Origin of the sequence: Bradyrhizobium sp. SZCCHNS1022 (assembly GCF_032484835.1) — a bacterium.
Lineage (GTDB): Bacteria > Pseudomonadota > Alphaproteobacteria > Rhizobiales > Xanthobacteraceae > Bradyrhizobium.
Window position 1 is genome coordinate 230,140 of record NZ_JAUETT010000002.1, and the last position, 17,357, is coordinate 247,496.

A 17,357-nucleotide genomic window follows, 5' to 3' on the forward strand; every position below is an offset into this window, starting at 1 on the left:
CGCTTAGAGGTCGCGAGGGACGACGATCACCGATCGTTCCTCGCGCTTGTAGGGTTGTGCCGCGACGAACATCCCCCACATCGTGCCCAGCATCATGAAGAAGTGCCGCCAATGGTCGGTGTCGATGATGAAGCTCTCGCCGACGATGCCGACGAAGGCGGCGAAGATCGCGATATAGGTGCGCTGCCAGGGGACGCGGATGAAGATGTGGCGGAAGCCGAGGATCACGGTGGTGAAGACCAGGGTCGGATAGCAGATGCCTGACAGCCAGCCGCCGGACATGAAGGCATTCAGATAAGAGTTATGGGTGTCTTCGGGAAAGTAGCGGTGGAACTGCAGCGGGCCGATGCCGAACGGCAGGTCGAGCGCCATCGCCGCGCCCAGGATGTGCCGGCCGAAGCGGCCGAAGCGGCCTTCGTCATAGCTCTGGTCGAAGCTCGCCCTTTGCCGGAACATCTCCGCGATGGAATCGAACGACAACAGCACCGCGATCAGCAGCGCGACGGCGAGCACAGCGGCGATGGTCGTGACGATGACGCGCGAGCGTTCGCCGCGCGACCGGCTGGTGAGAACCATCAGGCTGAGCATGAAGGCCGCGGTCAGGATCAGGCCGCCCCAGGCGGCACGCGAGAATGCCAGCAGGATGGCAAGCGCGATCACCCCGAGCGTAAAGGTGCCGCGCAGCGCCTTGGCCAGATGTGCGGTCACAACGTTCTGCAGCGCAAACAGCGCCGGCAAGATCAGATACGCGCCGAGCACGTTCGGGTCTTTGAAGGTACCGCGCGCGCGACCGTAAAGCGTCAGGAGATCGTAGCCGCCGGGCACGAGGTGGAGATAGCCGGCAACGCCGGCGAGCCCGGCGATGAGGCCACCGACGACGAGTCCGCGGCGCAACATGTCGAGACGGGCTGCGGTGTCGTCGGCGCTGACCAGCGCGAAGAAGACCACCGTCACCGCCATGTACCAGGAGGTCGCGATCCACGTCGCGACCGTGGAGTCACCAAGCAGCGGGATCGCGCTGATCGTGTAGCCGAGATTGAGCAGGAACAAGAGCAGCAGCAACGGCACGAGGACCAGTCTGAGCCGGACGCCGGTCGCGATGAAGATGGAGGCCGAAGCCAGCGTCACGAGCTCATAGGGGCTCGGCTCGATGAAGACGATCGCGCTGGAGGCTCCGACCATCCAGATCAGCGCGCGTTGCAACGCGACGATGCCCGGAGGGGCTATCGGCCGCGACGCGAACTCTCCGGCTGTCGCCGCATACGCCATCACACACTCGCAACTCGGCCTCGGAGGTCGGGCTGGACGACGCGCCGCCCGGCTCGGACCCGAGGTTCAATACGCGTTCTCGTTCTTGGTCATCAGCGCGATCGGCGTCTTCAACAGGATGTACATGTCGAACAAGACCGACCAGTTCTCGATGTAATAGAGGTCGAACTCGACGCGCTTCTGGATCTTTTCTTCGTTGTCGATCTCGCCGCGCCAGCCGTTGATCTGCGCCCAGCCGGTGATGCCCGGTTTGACGCGGTGCCGCGCGAAATAGCCGTCGACGGCCTCGTCGAACAGGCGGTTCTGCAGCTTGCCCAGGACTGCGTGCGGGCGCGGTCCCACCAGCGACAGATTGCCCTTGAAGACGACGTTGAACAGCTGCGGCAGCTCGTCCAGGCTCGTCCTGCGGATGAAGCGGCCGACGCGGGTCACGCGCGGATCGTTCTTGGTCACGACCTTCGATGCCGTCAGATCGGCATGGTGATGATAGAGCGAGCGGAATTTGAAGACGTCGATCCGCTCGTTGTTGAAGCCGAAACGCTTTTGCCGAAACAGCACGGGGCCGGGACTATCCAGCTTGATCGCGAGCGCCACGAGAGCCATGATCGGCAAGGCGAGCAGCAGGATCAGACTCCCGACCAGGCGGTCGAACAGCCATTTCATCACGAGGTCCCAATCGGTGATCGGCGCCTCGAACATGTCGAGCGTCGGCACTTCGCCGAGATAGGAGTAGGAGCGCGGGCGGAAGCGCAGCTTGTTGGTGTGCGCCGAGAGGCGAATGTCGACGGGGAGTACCCACAGCTTCTTCAGCATGTCCAGGATGCGGGTTTCGGCCGAGATCGGCAGCGCGAACAGCACGAGGTCGACGCGGGTGCGGCGCGCAAACTCCAGGATGTCGTCGACTTTGCCGAGCTTGGCAACGCCGGCGCAGGTCTCGAGCGCGCGGCTGTCGTTGCGATCATCGAACACGCCGAGAATTTCGATGTCGGAATCCTCTTGGGTCTCCAGAGCGCGAACGAGTTGTTCGCCGTTCTGATCGGCGCCGACGATCACGGTGCGCCGGTCGAGCCGGCCTTCGCGCGCCCAGCCGCGGATCAGGCTGCGCAGAAAGACACGGGTAGCGATCAGCGTGCCGAGACCAGTGAAGAAGAACGCGCCGAGCCACAGGCGCGAAAGCTCATTGCCGACCTTGGCGAAGAAGGAGATGCCGATGAAGAGCAGAAACACGAAAGAATAAGACGAGATCATCCGCGTCATCTGACTCACCTGGCCTCGGAAGACCTGGATTTGATAGATGTCTGCGGCCTGGAAGCAGACCACCATGGTTGCGGCTACGCCGAGGATCGCTCCCAGATATTCCCAATGAAAGCCGCTCAGCGGGATCACGTAGCCGACATAGATCGCACTGCCGACAAGGCTGAGCAGAAGAAAGTCGGCGATGCGGACGACGCCAGCGATGACGATCGGCGAATAGGCGCGGCGGACTTTTTGGTTAGCGACCGCAAGGGCCGCAGGCGACAGGCGGCGCCGGCGCTCGACGGCTGGGGTGCCGACTGAGGAGGTGGCCGCCGCCGCCGCTGCAGCGTCCAACATCGAGCGTGCGTTGATGGGTTCCACAGTCGTACAAGCCCGTAAAGCGCTTTTGGTGATGTAATGCGCCGAGAACGCATAGGGAAAATCCCCATGCGCCGGATTAGGCGGCAATTCGGAAGAAACTGTTAGCGATGGTAAATGGTGTCAGGTCTTGGTAAATGCTTCGCGGTATCCTGCCAGCACGCCTTCGACCATGGCGTTCTGGGAGAAATGCTGGAAAATCCGCTCGCGCAATGCCTGGGCGCGATTTCGGAGCACATCCGGATTCTCCAGCGCGGTCTCGATCGCATCCGCCAGCGCGCCGGCGCTGTTCGGCGCAAATAGAGCATCGCCATACGGCCCGAAAATCTCCGGGATACCGCCGACCTTGGCGGCGATCATCGGAATTCCCGCGGCACCCGCCTCGATCACCACATAAGGCATCGAGTCGCCGCGCGATGGAACGACGAGAAGCCGTCCTTGCGCGAAACCATGGCGAGCTTGGACATGACCGATGAAGCGCACCGCGTGCGTGAGTGCAAATCTTTCGACCTGCGCCTTGAGTCGCTCCATCTCCTCACCGTCCCCGGCGAGTGTCAGCGTCAACGGCTTACCATCGGCATGCAAGCGGGCGAGTGCGTCGACGAGAACGTCGGCGCCTTTGATGGCTCTGAACTCGCCGACATAGACGATGTCGGTCGCATCTGCGGCCCTGCTGACGGGATCAAACTCTCCGGCAGTCACGCCGTTGAACACGCATCGCACGAGGCCCTTCGGCGTCCCGATCGTGCGTTGATAAGTGTCCCGCGCGAAGGCGCTTTCGAACAGGAAAAGCTCGGTTCGGTTCATCAGCGCGCGTTCGAGGCGGGCGTAAAAGGCGCCTTTCGTCGTACTGAGCGGGTAATGCAGCGAGCCACCATGCGGCGTGTAGACCCGGATGGTTCCGGGGCGGCGTGCAAGCATGCGGAGAAAGGCGCCGGCTTTGGCGCCGTGGCCATGCAGCACCTCGGGGTTCAATTGTCGGACCAAACGCGCGAACCTGGCGAAGGCGATGGCGTCGGTCAGTCGCGGCTCACGTTGGATCGCGATGCGGTGGACTCCGAGCTTCAGTCGCGGTGCGATCTCGGCCAAGGCTTTGTCGGCGCGCTCGCCGCCCGTCAGGCTGTCTGCAATGATGCCGACCTCGTGACCGCGATCGATCTGGCCGTTGGCGAGGTCCAGAATGTGACGGAAGATGCCGCCGACCGGCGCACGAACGGCGTGCAGAATACGAAATCGTCGTTCGGACACAGTCATCGTCACACGTGGTTCGATGCCCCGCATCCGGCCGAGCACGTGCAACTGCGCAGACGTGGCAGTTGGCACAAAAGGAAAGCGCGGGCGCGTTTCATTGCGGCGATCATCGGAGAAGTCCAGATTGCGATAAGGCTTGTGTGGTTAACGAAGTGTGATGAGCCAATGCAGAAACTGTCTGGAGACGAAGACGCTGGATCGGCGTGGGCTAACGATGTCATCGCAGGACGTACCTCTCACATGCAGCGTGTCGCCTCCAGATTAACCCGGTGGCAACCTTAATAGAGTGTAATTCTACCATGTAGAGTAGCAATGTGGCGTTGGCTTCGCGGGAGTGAGCGATGCGTTTGGCGTTTTGGCGTGCCGGCAGGGAGAAGGCGAAGGTCGCCGCAACCCGGGCCGCCGAGGAGATCGTGCAGTCTGCGCCTGTATCGGCTGCAGCGGAGGCGGCCTTGCCGGCCGGAGATCTCGATCTGCGGCTGCTCGGCCGCGCCCTGTCGCGCAAGCGTCTCTTCATCATCCTTCCAACACTGTCGGCATTGGCTCTCTCGATCTTCGGCGTCAACCTTGTTACGCCGCGCTACAAATCCGAATCGAGAATATTGATCGACGGTCGTGAAAACGTGTTTTTGCGTCCGAACAGCGAGCGCAGCGAAGAACGGACCGCGCTCGACCCCGAAGCCGTGACCAGTCAGGTTCAGCTCGTGCTGTCGCGCGATCTTGCGCGCGACATCATCAAGAAAAACAAGCTTGCCGATTTGCCGGAATTCGATTCGGTGCTGCGCGGCGTGTCGCCGTTGAAGTCCCTGGCGGCAATGATCGGTCTCGTGCGCGACCCGCTTTCCATGACCCCGGAAGAGCGGGTGATGGATGCCTATTACGAGCGGTTGACGGTTTATGCCGTCGACAAGTCGCGTGTCATCGTCATCGAGTTTCAATCGCAGGATCCTGAGCTCGCGGTCCGCGTCGCCAACTCGATCGCCGACGGTTACCTGACGCTGCAGCAAAATGCGCGGCAGAATCAGGCCAAAACGGCGAGCCAATGGCTCGCCGGCGAGATTGAGACCCTGCGCAAGAAAGTCGAGGAGGCTGAAGCGCGGGTCGAGGCATTCCGCTCCAAATCGAGCCTGTTCGTCGGCACCAACAACACCACGCTCTCCAACCAACAGATGGGCGAGATCACCACACAACTGAACAATGCCCGCGCGCTGAAATCGGATGCCGAAACCAAGGCGCGGTTGATCCGCGAAATGCTGCAGAGCGGACAGCCGATCGAAGCGTCGGAGGTCTTGAACTCCGAGCTGGTGCGGCGCCTGTCCGAACAACGGGTGACATTGCGCGCGCAGCTTGCGGAACAGTCGTCGACCCTGCTCGACAACCACCCGCGCATCAAGGAGTTGAAGGCCCAACTCGCCGATCTCGACCGCCAGATCCGGGACGAGGCTGGCAAGGTCTCGCGTTCCCTGGATAACGATGCGCGGATCGCCAGCGGCCGCGTGGATTCGCTGACCGCGAGCCTTGATCAGCTCAAGAAACAAGCCACGTCGAGCAACGGCCAGGATGTTCAATTGCGGGCGCTGGAGCGGGAAGCCAAGGCGCAACGTGATCTCCTGGAATCGTATCTTGCGAAATACCGCGAGGCGAACACGCGCGAGAGCATCGACACCGCGCCGGCAGAGGGGCGGATCATTTCGCAGGCGATCGTCTCCAACACGCCGGCCTATCCCAAGAAGCTGCCGATCGTCCTGATTGCGACCCTTGCGACCTTGATGCTGACCTCCGGCCTGGTGATCACCGGCGAATTGCTGCGCATCACCATGCCGTCCGCTTTGGCTCCCGCCGCACCAGTTGTGCAGACTGCCGTCATTGCGCGGATCGAGCCGGTGCTGCCATCGACGGCGCCAGCAGCGCCGGTCGCGGTGCCGCAGGTCGCCCCGGCACCTTCGGCTGCACCTGTATTGACGGTCGCGGCTGCGCCAACAGATGCGTCCGGGCCCATCGAATCCGCACCCGTCCTCACCGAGGTCGAGCAGATCGCCGCCGACCTGCTCGGCGCAGCTGACGGCGCCTGCAGGATCACCGTGCTCGGCACGGCCGGAGGCGAAGCGATCACCGCCAGCGCACTGGCGCTTGCCCGCGCGCTGGCGCGGCAGAGCCGGGTGGTGCTCATCGATCTCGCCGGCCCCTCCCAGGCTCTCGCAGCCGCTTCCGTCGATCCTGCCGCGCCCGGCTTGATCGAGCTGATGCGGGGCGAGGCGTCGTTTTCCAGCATCATCACCAAGGATCGGCTGTCCACACTCCACCTCGTTCTCGCCGGGCGTCCCGGTGGCGACCGCACCGAGCTGCAATCGCCGCGCCTGACGCTCGCGATCGATGCCTTGCAGCGGGTCTACGCCCATGTGCTGCTCGACGCGGGCAACGCCGCCGACCTTCCGGCCGAACTGCTCACGACCGGAGCGCACGCCGTCGTCGTGCCGGATGCTAAAATAGCGGCGGGCGCCCGCACCCAGATGTGCAAACAACTGCGCGCGGTCGGTTTCGGCGCGGTGACGATGCTGCAGAAGCCGGTCGAGACTTCCAAGGCTGCCGACCAAGGTCATCGCGGCGTGGCGGCCTGACGATGTCCGTGCCTCGCTAATGCCAGGCTCCGCGGAGCCGTCGCGCGAGCGCGAATAGCGTCGGATTGTGTTTGACGAGATGCTTGCCGCGGTGAAGCGCCGCCAGCGCCGAAGCGGCGAGCTGGCCGCGCCCGCTCAGCGGAACGAAGCTGTCGAAGATCGGCTCGTCGTCCTTGCAGAACATCCGTTTATAATCGTCGGCGCCGATACCGAGATCGAGTCCGCGACAGCCGCGTGCCGAATGATGATCGATGATGTGTCGCATCAGGATCAAGCCGGGACTCCAGCGTGCATGTTCTGACAGCGTGTAGGTGTTGAACATCATCGAGAAGCGCTGGTCGTCTGCTACCCCCGCAAACAGTGCGATGATCTCCTCGTCACACTCCAGCGCATGGATCTCGATGGCGCGAGGGCCCGACGCAAGCCGCGTCATGCAGGCCTCGCGCACAAAGGCTGCGACGCCGGGCTCGGCAAACACGTTCGGTAGCTTCTGCTCCGCCATCCGGATCGGCTTCACCCTGAAGAACCAGTCGAGCAGGCGGGTGATCTCGGCATCGGTATTGGCAATCCGATAGCGATAGCCGGGCAGCGCCTGCAGCTTTTTTTCCTTGGCTTTCAGCTTGCGGCGGAACGAGTTCGAGACGAGCGCGGTGGGATCGGCCCCGACCGGCATCGCCAGCACGGGGCAGTCATTGACAGATCGCTGGTGCGGCAGGAGCGCGAGGGGATTGGCCTGCTCGCCCCAGCGCGCAGGCTGCTGGGTCAGCGCCAGCACGTCGACGAGGTCTCGCGCTCGGAGGCCTTTTAGCAGATCGTCGAGATCGGCAGCAGTCGCCGATGCAGCGAAGCCGCGGTCCCACAGGGCCATGTTGAAGGTGGTGTGCTTGCCGCCCATGAAGCATGCGATGCGCAGGCCGCAAATCTGTCTCAATGCCAACGGCAACAGCAGGAGCGGCCGCTGCTCCGCATCCATGGCGGCGACGATGAACGGGGCCGCGTTATCCTGCGCGGCGGCGTGGCGCTGCCAGGGCTTGAGAAAATCGAAACGCTGATAGGGAGTGGACAGACCGGAGGCTTCCAGCGCGCGCCAAGCCGGCTCGGCGGCGGCGAAGTCGGACAGAACGTCGACGCGCGCGATGCCTGACGCCAGCGGCTGCGCGGGCGCCCGCGCCGCCCGGCTGTCGATCAGGGCCGCCATGGTCATCGCAAAACCTGTGTGGTCGGGAATTTTGCTGCTTGCGCGTCAGCCGAGCTTTGCAAAGAAGTATCAACAAAAGGTAATGACAACCGCTGTGCTCTCTGGAGAGCATGATGTGACCCGTCATCGGGCCGAGTGATCGCAAAAGGTCGTCTTGCCAAAATTAAACGCTTTCGACACGGTCGCGCCGCTTTCAATCCCGATCAGGTGGGCCTGGAGAATTTTGATTCAAGTGGCCGCATGACGAGGGGCTTGGGATTTGTCGTCGGACAATGTGTGGCTGACCAGCCTCAAGCTCGAACTGGCCTATTTTTCCGGCCGCACCGTGTGGGCGTCGAGCGCGGCCGGCGGTGCCGGCGTGATCCTGCGCTTCGAGCGGGTGAGGCCGCAGCGCCGCGACCGCTTTCAGCCGCTGAAGGCGCAGGAGATCACGCCTGATGTCCTCGATCGCATCGTCCGGGCAATCAAACGCTGGGGCTATGACATCGTCTCCATCGACGAAGCCTGCGAACGCGCGGTGCGGCTGGCTGCGCCGCGGCGTTTTGCCTGCCTCACCTTCGATGGCGCGTCCAAGGACGTGATCACCCACGGCTATCCGGTGCTGACGCGCCACGAGGTGCCGTTCGCGGTCTATGTGCCGAGCGCGTTCCCGGATGGGCTGGGCGAGGCGTGGTGGCTCGGACTGGAGTCCGTGATCGCCCGCGAGGCGCGGATCAGCCTGGTCATCGATGGACGGGAGCAGCGCTTTACCGTCTTCAAATCGGCCGAGAAATACGAGCTGTTCGCCTATCTCGCTGCCTGGCTGCGCGGCTTGTCGCCCGCAGAGCTCTCGGCCGCGATCCGGGATCTCTGCACACGCCATGCGGTCGATCTCGCCGCGCTGTCGCGCGCGGCGGCGATGGATTGGGCCGATATCGCCAGGCTTGCAGCGGATCCCAAGGTGACGATCGGCAGCGCCACCGTGCATTATCCGATGCTGTCCAATATGAAGGATGCCGACGCGCAGCGCGAGATCGCGATGGGCAAGGCGGTGCTGGAGACGGCGTTGCGGCGTCCGGTCAGACACCTTGCATTCCCATTCGGCGATCCCTCGACGTTCCGCCGTGCGCACGTCGTCATGGCCGAACAGGCGGGCTTCGTCAGCGCCGTCTCGACGATCCCCGGCGTGGTGCAGACGGAAGGGCGCACCAACCTGCACGCGTTGCCGCGGATCGCCTGGGACGGCCGCTCGCGCTCGTTGCGGGCGCTGCGCGTGCTGATGTCGGGGGCGACCTTTCCGCCGACGGCGCCGACGCCCCATGCCAGGATCGGGATGGATTAGCCGCGCGGCTCCGGATCGGGACGCAGCATCCAGCTCACGATCGGCATCGCCGGCAGCACCCAGCCCATCCCGACCACGATGTAGTAGATCCATTGCAGCATGCCGGAGTTGGCGATCACCGGGAACTGCGCGACCACCATGCCCATCATCGACCAGACGAAGGCGAGCAGCAAAAGCGCGATCGCGCCGAAGAATTTGCGGGTGCGGAGGGTCATGACGCGATTGTAAAGGAGGCCTGGACGGGCGCGGCTTGCGCACGTTCTTCGCCAGATTATAAAGGCTTGTCAGCCCCGGTTCAATCGAGCGTTCAGCATCCATGGCCAGTGTTCCCCGCACGCAAGATCTCGCCGCGATCCGCCTCTGGCTGTTGGTCGTGGCCGGCCTGATCGCGCTGATGGTGCTGGTCGGCGGCGCCACGCGGCTGACGGAGTCCGGGCTGTCGATCGTGGAATGGAAGCCGGTCACCGGCACCTTGCCGCCGCTCTCGGAGCAGGCCTGGACCGATGCGTTCGAGGGCTACAAGGCCATTCCGCAGTACCGCCAGATGAACGACGGCATGACGCTGTCGCAGTTCAAGACCATCTTCTGGTGGGAGTGGAGCCACCGGCTGCTCGGCCGCGTCATCGGCATGGTCTATCTGCTGCCGTTCCTGTGGTTTCTGTGGCGCGGCGCCGTCAGCGGTCCGCTCGGCCGGCGGCTGTGGATCATCTTCGGCCTCGGTGCGCTGCAGGGCGCGGTCGGCTGGTGGATGGTCGCCTCGGGCCTGGTCGACCGCACGGAGGTGTCGCAGGTGCGGCTGGCCACTCATCTGTCGCTGGCGCTGTTGATCTATGCGGCCATCGTCTGGACCTTGCGCCGGCTGCGGCCGCGCGCGGAGATCGAGGCGCCGGCGCGGCTGCGCTGGACTGCGAGGCTGCTCGTCGTCGTTACCTTCATGCAGCTCTATTTCGGCGCGCTGGTCGCGGGCCTGCGTGCGGGCCGCATCTACAACACCTGGCCGCTGATCGACGGCAGCTTCATGCCCGATGGCAGCTCGCTGTGGTTCGAGAGCCCATGGTGGCGCAATCTGTTCGACAACAGCCTGACGGTGCAGTTCGAGCACCGCATGACGGCCTATGCGCTGCTCGTGCTCGCCGGCTTTCATGCCTATGACGTGATGCGCGCGAAAGCCGGGCGCGAGGCGGTGCGCGGCGCGCACCGGCTGCTCGCGGCCATTCTCGTGCAGGCCGTGCTCGGCATCTCGACGCTGCTGTTGGTGGTGCCGATCCATCTTGCGCTGACGCATCAGGCTGTCGCCATCGTGGTGCTGACCCTGGCCGTGCTGCAGGCCGAGCGCATGTCGCCGCGACGGGTGCTGGTTGCAGTGCCTGACGGGGCCGTGACGGTTGGGCAGGCCGGGTAGAGCGAAGCGTGCGCCGCTATCTCCGCCGTCGTCGTCCGGCTCGACCGGACGACCCAATATTCCAGAGACAGGAGTGATTCCTCGATAGGCCGCGGTGTACTGGATCAGATCCCCGCCTTCGCGGGGATGACGATCGATTGTGATGAGACGTCATTGCCCTCTCGAAGACGAGCATCTGTGTTCCCGCGACGCTTCGCGCCCGAGCTCTGCCGGTCGTTCGTCCCCCGAAACGATCGAGGGCGCAGGGAAGGCCGGATGCCTGGCCGGCACCCATGGCCCGCGTGCAAAAGAAAAAGCACGCGGCGGTCACCACAGGTACGGCCGAAAACACCCGGCCTTCCCTGCGCGATGGGTTAGCGGCTTATACGCGATCTTCCCGGGGATCGGCTCTTTTGCCCCCGTCATCTGCGCGACGCACAAGCGTCGTCGCAAACTTAGCGCCAGCACCGAGGCGCCAGAACCACGCGATTTCACCGTCCGCGACGCGCCGCTCGTCCGCGCAAACCAGGTTCGCGCACAGCCCGCCACGTCCACCGCATTCCTGTCCCACGCAACTGACGATCCGGATGCGCCCCTCGAGTGAACAAGAACAAAAGGCGAACATAAACTGATTTGCGGAGGCGGGCAAATGGTGCGGTTAGAAATTGCCTGCGGCAAGTTGACCCGACGGGCAGAGCTGGTCGCATTCGATGTCGCCGCCATCTTCGGCGGTTCGGCAATGCGTTCAGGAATGCACGGACCTCAGTTCAGAGTTGGACGCCGAAGCGGGCGAGAATCCAGGCGGTGATAAGGTAAAGGACAAAGGTCAGAATGCAGCCCGCAGCGAGTGCGGGCCAGAAGTCGACGCCGCTGCGCAATAACGCTGGTATCATCAGGAACATTGGCAGCGAGGGCAGCACGTACCAGAGTGTGGTTTCCAGTTGCGAGGCGATCCGGATTTTGTCGCCTGTGTCACGCCACAACCAGATGACGGCCAGAATGGAGATCAGCGGGAGCGACGCCACCAGCGCGCCAAAGGCTGCGCTACGTCTGGCGACTTCGGAGACGACGGCAATGATCAATCCTGAAAGCGCCGCCTTAAGCACGAAGTACAGCATCGGACATTCCTCGAGCATCCGCCCGCCGCGCAGCTCTAACCCTGCATCCGGCAGTCGCGGATGTCTATCTTACGAGTTCCGACAACGCCTATGATTCAGCGGAACGCCAGCGATGCTGCAATCCATCCCGAGATCCGGGACGCAGTCCGGTCGCACTGACCATCAATTCATCTGCTCAAATCGGCTTGAGCGGATATCGGATCGAGGATTCCCCAACTCGGCCGGCTTTCGGACTGACTGCCAATGCGAGCCGGTCGCGTTAGCTTGCTCAGCAATACCCGTACACGCCGCAGGCGTAAGGCAGGCGCCAGATGTAGCTCGGATAGCCTCCGCCGCCGTAATAGGGGCCCTGGTAATCGTAGTCGAAGGCGCGGCCGTAATAGCCGGGCAGTTCCTGGCGGCCGAGCAGGATCGGCGTCGACGGCCACATCGGCGAGATCAGGGATTCCTCCTGCGCGACGGCGACAGGAGGAGGTGGGGGCGGCGGCGCCTTCACCACGCGACGGGCCTTGTAGTGCACGTTCGGAAGGTCGGCGGCGAGCGTCGCGCCATTGGCGGTGATCGCTGCCAGGAGCGACAGGATGATGGTCGTGCGCATCGGATCTCTCGCGCGGTTGAATCTCGCTGGCGCGGAGGATGGGCTGGGTATGGTTAACGGAAGGTGACCGGGGGCCAATGGTTTTCGTCATGCGCGGGCTTGGCCCGCGCATCCAGGTCTTTTGGGGGGCCGCAAAGACGTGGATGGCCGGGACAAGCCCGGCCATGACGACGATGGGCGTCTATGCCCGAGCCAGATCACCTCATACGAGCTGGCTAAGGTAGCATTGCTGCTGCGGGGAGCAGTGAGCGGCATCTCTGCGGTCGTCGAACCAAGTCTCAGGCGCCCAGCGCCTGTTCGAGGTCGGCGATCAGATCCTCCTTGTCCTCGATGCCGATCGAGAGTCGCACGATGTCCGGGCCGGCGCCGGCCCGGATCTTGGCGGCGTCGTCGAGCTGGCTGTGCGTGGTCGAGGCCGGGTGAATCACCAGCGAACGGGTGTCGCCGACATTGGCCAGATGCGAGAACAGTTTCAGGTTCGACACCAGTTTCACGCCGGCGTCGTAGCCGCCCTTGAGCGAGAAGGTGAAGACTGCGCCGGCGCCTTTCGGGCAGTATTTGCGCGCCAGCGTGTGGCCCTTGTCCTCCGGCAGGCCGGCATAGCTCACCGAAGCCACCGCGGGATGGCGGCTCAGATATTCGGCGACCGCTTTGGCATTGTCGCAATGCTTCTGCATGCGCAGCGGCAAGGTCTCGATGCCGGTCAGGATCATGAAGGCGTTGAACGGCGACAGCGCCGGTCCGAGATCGCGCAGGCCGAGCACGCGGCAGGCGATCGCGAAGGCGAAATTGCCGAACGTCTCCTGGATCTTGATGCCGTGATATTCCGGCCGCGGCTCCGTCAGCATCGGATATTTGTCGCCGCTCGCGGCCCAATCGAACGTGCCGGCATCGACGATGACGCCGCCGATCGAGTTGCCATGCCCCCCCAAGAATTTGGTCAGCGAATGCACGACGATATCGGCGCCGTGATCGATCGGGCGAATGAGGTAGGGCGTCGCCAGCGTGTTGTCGACGATCAGCGGCACGCCCGCGCTGCGGGCGACCTGTGCGATCGCCTCGATGTCGGTGACGGTGCCGCCGGGATTGGCGAGCGACTCGATGAAGATGGCCTTGGTGCGCGGGCTGACCGCAGCCTCGAAGCTCTTGATGTCGTCGGTATCGGCCCAAACCACGTTCCAACCGAAATTCTTGAACGAGTGCGTGAACTGGTTGATCGAGCCGCCATAGAGTTTGCGCGCGGCGATGAACTCGTCGCCGGGCCGCAGCAGTTGATGCAGCGCGACCACCTGCGCGGCGTGGCCCGAAGCCACCGCGAGCGCGGCGGTGCCGCCTTCCAGCGCGGCGACGCGCTCCTCGAGCACCGCATTGGTCGGGTTGCCGATGCGCGTATAGATGTTGCCGAAGGCCTGCAGCCCGAACAGCGAGGCGGCGTGATCGGCGTCATTGAAGACGAATGAGGTGGTCTGGTAGATCGGCGTTGCGCGCGCGCCCGTGGTCGGGTCGGGCTGGGCGCCGGCATGAATGGCGAGGGTGGAAAATCCCGGAGTACGGTCGGTCATTCTGTTTCCTCGATGTTGATCCGCCTACAGCTGGCGCTGGCGCGCACATGACGGGGGATTGCACGGGACACGCGACGACAGCGCGATGGAGGTCCGCTCCCGCATTCTCCTTGGGACGACATTTGCCTCGGCTGATGGTGGCGTCAAGGCAGCTGGTGACAATCGGCCAGATTTGAAATGCGTTGCTGTGTCGCGCCACGCGGGCGACAGGTTCTTTTCACGAAACGGATCAGGAGGGTTCGTTCCTGTTCTTGGCGGCGCGGTCGGAGGCCGAGGTCGCAGCTCCGCCGAGGCTGGTGCGATCGAGTGACAATCGCATGCCCTGGGTCGGGATCGGCGCGCGCTTGGAACTGATGGTGCGGGAGTTGACGCCCATCCAGGAGATCTCGGACGACAGCCGGCCATATTCGATCTTGGGGCAGCGGTTCATCACGACCTTGAGGCCTGCGGCTTCCGCCTTCGCCGCCGCGGCATCGTCGCGGGCGCCGAGCTGCATCCAGACCACCTTCGGCAGCGGCGAGAGTTTGAGCGCCTCGTCGACCACCGGCATGATGTGCGCCGAGCTCCGGAAGATGTCGACCATATCGATCGGGCGGCCGATGTCGGACAGCGAGGCGACGAAGGGACGGCCCATCAGGCTCTTGCCGACGTGACCGGGATTCACCGGGATCATGTCGTAGCCGCGCTGCGCCAGATATTTGAACGCGAAGAAGCTCGGCCGCACCTCGGACGGCGAGGCGCCGACCATTGCGATCACCTTCACGCCGTTGAGAATGCCGCGGATGTAGTCGTCGGGGTAGCTGTCGTGATTCATGATTTATGAGTCTGTTCGTTGTCGTCATTCCGGGGCGCCCGAAGGGCGAACCCGGAATCTAGAGCTGAGGTCAACAATCGCGAGATTCCGGGTTCGACGCTGACGCGTTGCCCCGGAATGACGGCGGTGGGGAGGCAAGAGATCACTCATCCCGCCATGTCGGGGGCCGCTTCTCGATGAAGGCGTTGATACCTTCTTCGGCGTCGCGCGCCAGCATGTTCTCGGTCATCACCTCGGCCGCATAACGATAGGCGTCGGCAAGGCTCATCTCGGCCTGGCGATAGAACGCCTCCTTGCCGAGCTTGACGGTGTAGGCGGATTTGCGGGCGACCTGCTGGGCCAGCGCAATCGCGGCATCGCGTTCGGTTCCCGCCGGCACCACGCGGTTGATTAGCCCGATCTCGCGGGCGCGCGCGGCCGGCACCGGCTCGCCGGTCAGCAGCATCTCCATGGCCTGCTTGCGCGAGACGTTGCGCGACAGCGCCACCATCGGAGTCGAGCAGAACAGCCCGATATCGACGCCGGGCGTCGCGAACGACGCGGCTTCGGAGGCCACGGCGAGATCGCAACTCGCGACTAACTGGCAGCCGGCCGCGGTGGCGATGCCCTGCACGGCGGCCACCACCGGCTTCGGCAGCTGCACGATCGTCTGCATCATCGCGCTGCACGCGGTCATCAGCTTGGCGAAATAGGCGCGGCCACGGTCGGGGCCGGTGCGATGCGCCGTGATCTCTTTGAGATCATGCCCGGCGCAGAAGGCCGGGCCGTTGGCGGCAATCACCACCGCACGGACCGCCTTGTCGGCGGCGATCTCCGCGAGCGCCCCATGCAGATGCGCGATCATGGCTTCCGACAGGCTGTTGCGCTGGGCCGGACGATTCAGAGTCAGCACGGCGACCGGGCCCGCCATCTCGCGCAACAGGATCGCGTCGGATGTGGCGGGCCGAGCGGCGGCATCGCGGGCAGCTCGAGCAGGCATCGGAAATTCCCGTGGTGTCAGTCGGAGGCTAATGTAACAGAATGCCAATCGACAGAGCAGGGGGGGCGCATGGCGGAAGCGAAGATGAGCGTTGCGGAACTGGAGGCGTTCCTGCACGCGGAATTCCCGCAGGCATTCACGCAAGGTGGCGATATCACCATCGAGCATGCCGACGGCAAGAGCTGCCGTCTGCGCCAGCGCTTCCACGACAGAATGTTGCGGCCCGGCGGCACGGTGTCGGGGCCGACGCTGATGGCGCTGGCCGATTTCGCGATGTACGTGGTGCTGTTGTCGGCGATCGGCCCGGTCGGACTTGCGGTCACCACCAACCTCAACATCAACTTTCTGCGCAAGGGCGCGCCGGGGCAGGACGTGCTGGCGGAGGCCAGGCTGCTGAAGCTCGGCAAGCGGCTCGCGGTCGGCGAGGTGACGCTGCTGTCGGGCGGCGAGCCCGACCCGATCGCCCACGTGACGGCGACCTATTCCATTCCGAACATGTGAGGTTTTTGCAGGTAATATTGCACCATATTTATAAGTCATTGTTTTATCTAAGATAAATTTCACGTTTGGACGTTGACGCGAATGCCCCGCTTCTCTAGAACCTGCGGCCAAGTCGGCGCGGTTCCTTCGCGCCGCAAACTCCCTGTCACGGATAGCTCTCATGAAAACCTTTTCGGCAAAGCCGGCCGAGGTCCAGAAGAAGTGGGTCGTGATCGACGCCAAGGGTCTGGTGGTCGGTCGTCTCGCCACGCTGGTCGCGATGCGGCTGCGCGGCAAGCACCTCCCGACCTATACGCCCCATGTCGATTGCGGCGACAACGTCATCATCGTCAACGCGGCGCATGCCGTGCTCACCGGCCGCAAGCGCGAGCAGAAGGTCTATCACAAGCACACCGGCTATGTCGGTCACGTGAAGACCCACACCGCGCGCCAGATCCTCGAAGGCCGTTTCCCCGAGCGCGTGCTCGAGAAGGCGATCGAGCGCATGATCCCGCGCGGGCCGCTCGGCCGCGTGCAGATGGGCAATTTGCGTGTCTATGGCGGCCCCGATCATCCGCACGAGGCGCAGAACCCCGAGAAGGTCGACGTCGCCAAGATGAACCGCAAGAACATGAGGGCCGCATAAGATGGCCGAAAGCATCCAGTCTCTCGATCAGCTCTCGCAGCTGAAGACCTCCGTCGGTGCCACCACCGGGGAAGCGCCGAAATATGAGAAGAAGGTCGACAAGTTCGGCCGCGCCTATGCCACCGGCAAGCGCAAGGACGCGGTCGCCCGCGTCTGGATCAAGCCGGGCTCCGGCAAGGTCACCGTCAACACCCGCGACATCGAGATCTACTTCGCCCGTCCGGTGTTGCGCATGATGATCCAGCAGCCGCTGGTCGCTGCCGCTCGTGCCGGCCAGTATGACGTGATCTGCACGGTCGCCGGCGGCGGTCTCTCCGGCCAGGCCGGTGCGGTCCGTCACGGCCTCTCCAAGGCTTTGACCAACTTCGAGCCGGAGCTGCGCAGCGTGCTCAAGAAGGGTGGCTTCCTGACCCGCGACTCCCGCGTGGTCGAGCGCAAGAAGTACGGCAAGGCCAAGGCCCGCCGCTCCTTCCAGTTCTCGAAGCGCTGATCTGCCGGTTCCGGCGAT

General features: G+C 64.0%; 16 protein-coding genes. 6 read left to right on the forward strand and 10 right to left on the reverse strand.

The genetic code is table 11. The features are described 5' to 3' along the window. Positions 1–3 precede the first annotated feature (3 nt). From QX071_RS14585 to QX071_RS14595, 3 genes are all read right to left on the reverse strand, one after another. Positions 4–1,269 (reverse strand): O-antigen ligase family protein, encoded by a 1,266-nt coding sequence (locus QX071_RS14585; RefSeq protein ID WP_315703412.1) that lies wholly within the window; start codon positions 1,267–1,269, stop codon positions 4–6. Positions 1,270–1,335: 66 nt separating this feature from the next. Further along, the gene (locus QX071_RS14590; protein ID WP_315703413.1) at positions 1,336–2,862 is read right to left on the reverse strand and encodes an undecaprenyl-phosphate glucose phosphotransferase; all 1,527 of its coding nucleotides are present in this window, start codon (positions 2,860–2,862) and stop codon (positions 1,336–1,338) included. A 144-nt stretch (positions 2,863–3,006) separates the two neighbouring features. Further along, positions 3,007–4,137: a glycosyltransferase gene (locus QX071_RS14595; RefSeq protein WP_315704257.1), complete on the reverse strand. Its 1,131-nt coding sequence runs from the start codon at positions 4,135–4,137 to the stop codon at positions 3,007–3,009. Positions 4,138–4,475: 338 nt separating this feature from the next. Here QX071_RS14595 and QX071_RS14600 point away from each other — a divergent pair, with 338 nt between their 5' ends. Continuing rightward, positions 4,476–6,752: a lipopolysaccharide biosynthesis protein gene (locus QX071_RS14600; protein ID WP_315703414.1), complete on the forward strand. Its 2,277-nt coding sequence runs from the start codon at positions 4,476–4,478 to the stop codon at positions 6,750–6,752. Positions 6,753–6,768: 16 nt separating this feature from the next. Here QX071_RS14600 and QX071_RS14605 read toward each other — a convergent pair whose 3' ends face one another. Continuing rightward, positions 6,769–7,956 carry a GNAT family N-acetyltransferase gene (locus QX071_RS14605; protein WP_315703415.1) on the reverse strand — a complete coding sequence of 396 codons (1,188 nt, stop codon included), beginning with the start codon at positions 7,954–7,956 and terminating at the stop codon, positions 6,769–6,771. Positions 7,957–8,209: 253 nt separating this feature from the next. On the opposite strand from QX071_RS14605, the gene QX071_RS14610 reads away from it, so the two are divergent. Beyond that, the gene (locus QX071_RS14610) at positions 8,210–9,271 is read left to right on the forward strand and encodes a polysaccharide deacetylase family protein (RefSeq protein WP_315703416.1); all 1,062 of its coding nucleotides are present in this window, start codon (positions 8,210–8,212) and stop codon (positions 9,269–9,271) included. Here QX071_RS14610 and QX071_RS14615 read toward each other — a convergent pair. Continuing rightward, positions 9,268–9,486: a DUF2842 domain-containing protein gene (locus QX071_RS14615; protein WP_315703417.1), complete on the reverse strand. Its 219-nt coding sequence runs from the start codon at positions 9,484–9,486 to the stop codon at positions 9,268–9,270. The genes QX071_RS14610 and QX071_RS14615 overlap by 4 nt on opposite strands. A 101-nt stretch (positions 9,487–9,587) precedes the next feature. On the opposite strand from QX071_RS14615, the gene QX071_RS14620 reads away from it, so the two are divergent. Beyond that, the gene (locus QX071_RS14620) at positions 9,588–10,673 is read left to right on the forward strand and encodes a COX15/CtaA family protein (protein WP_315703418.1); all 1,086 of its coding nucleotides are present in this window, start codon (positions 9,588–9,590) and stop codon (positions 10,671–10,673) included. Positions 10,674–11,419: 746 nt separating this feature from the next. Here QX071_RS14620 and QX071_RS14625 read toward each other — a convergent pair. The 5 genes from QX071_RS14625 to QX071_RS14645 all read right to left on the reverse strand — a co-directional run bounded on the left by QX071_RS14625 (position 11,420) and on the right by QX071_RS14645 (position 15,723). After that, the gene (locus tag QX071_RS14625; RefSeq protein ID WP_315703419.1) at positions 11,420–11,770 is read right to left on the reverse strand and encodes a DUF3147 family protein; all 351 of its coding nucleotides are present in this window, start codon (positions 11,768–11,770) and stop codon (positions 11,420–11,422) included. 268 nt (positions 11,771–12,038) lie between these two features. Next, a complete protein-coding gene (locus QX071_RS14630) occupies positions 12,039–12,368 on the reverse strand; it encodes a hypothetical protein (RefSeq protein ID WP_315703420.1) in 330 nt (109 codons plus the stop codon). Positions 12,369–12,646: 278 nt separating this feature from the next. After that, positions 12,647–13,930 carry an O-acetylhomoserine aminocarboxypropyltransferase gene (locus QX071_RS14635; protein ID WP_315703421.1) on the reverse strand — a complete coding sequence of 428 codons (1,284 nt, stop codon included), beginning with the start codon at positions 13,928–13,930 and terminating at the stop codon, positions 12,647–12,649. Between the two features lie 229 nt (positions 13,931–14,159). After that, complete coding sequence (locus tag QX071_RS14640) at positions 14,160–14,744, reverse strand: CoA-binding protein (protein ID WP_315703422.1); 585 nt, start codon at positions 14,742–14,744, stop codon at positions 14,160–14,162. 142 nt (positions 14,745–14,886) lie between these two features. Continuing rightward, positions 14,887–15,723, reverse strand: a complete 837-nt coding sequence (locus QX071_RS14645; RefSeq protein ID WP_315703423.1) for an enoyl-CoA hydratase — start codon at positions 15,721–15,723, stop codon at positions 14,887–14,889. Between the two features lie 69 nt (positions 15,724–15,792). On the opposite strand from QX071_RS14645, the gene QX071_RS14650 reads away from it, so the two are divergent. The 3 genes from QX071_RS14650 (at position 15,793) to rpsI (ending at position 17,339) form a co-directional block, all read left to right on the forward strand. Beyond that, on the forward strand, positions 15,793–16,224 hold the full coding sequence (locus QX071_RS14650) for a PaaI family thioesterase (protein ID WP_315703424.1): 432 nt from the start codon (positions 15,793–15,795) through the stop codon (positions 16,222–16,224). A gap of 160 nt (positions 16,225–16,384) precedes the next feature. Beyond that, positions 16,385–16,849: a 50S ribosomal protein L13 gene (gene rplM / locus QX071_RS14655; protein WP_315703425.1), complete on the forward strand. Its 465-nt coding sequence runs from the start codon at positions 16,385–16,387 to the stop codon at positions 16,847–16,849. 1 nt (position 16,850) lies between these two features. After that, positions 16,851–17,339 carry a 30S ribosomal protein S9 gene (gene rpsI / locus QX071_RS14660; RefSeq protein WP_315703426.1) on the forward strand — a complete coding sequence of 163 codons (489 nt, stop codon included), beginning with the start codon at positions 16,851–16,853 and terminating at the stop codon, positions 17,337–17,339. Positions 17,340–17,357 lie beyond the last annotated feature (18 nt).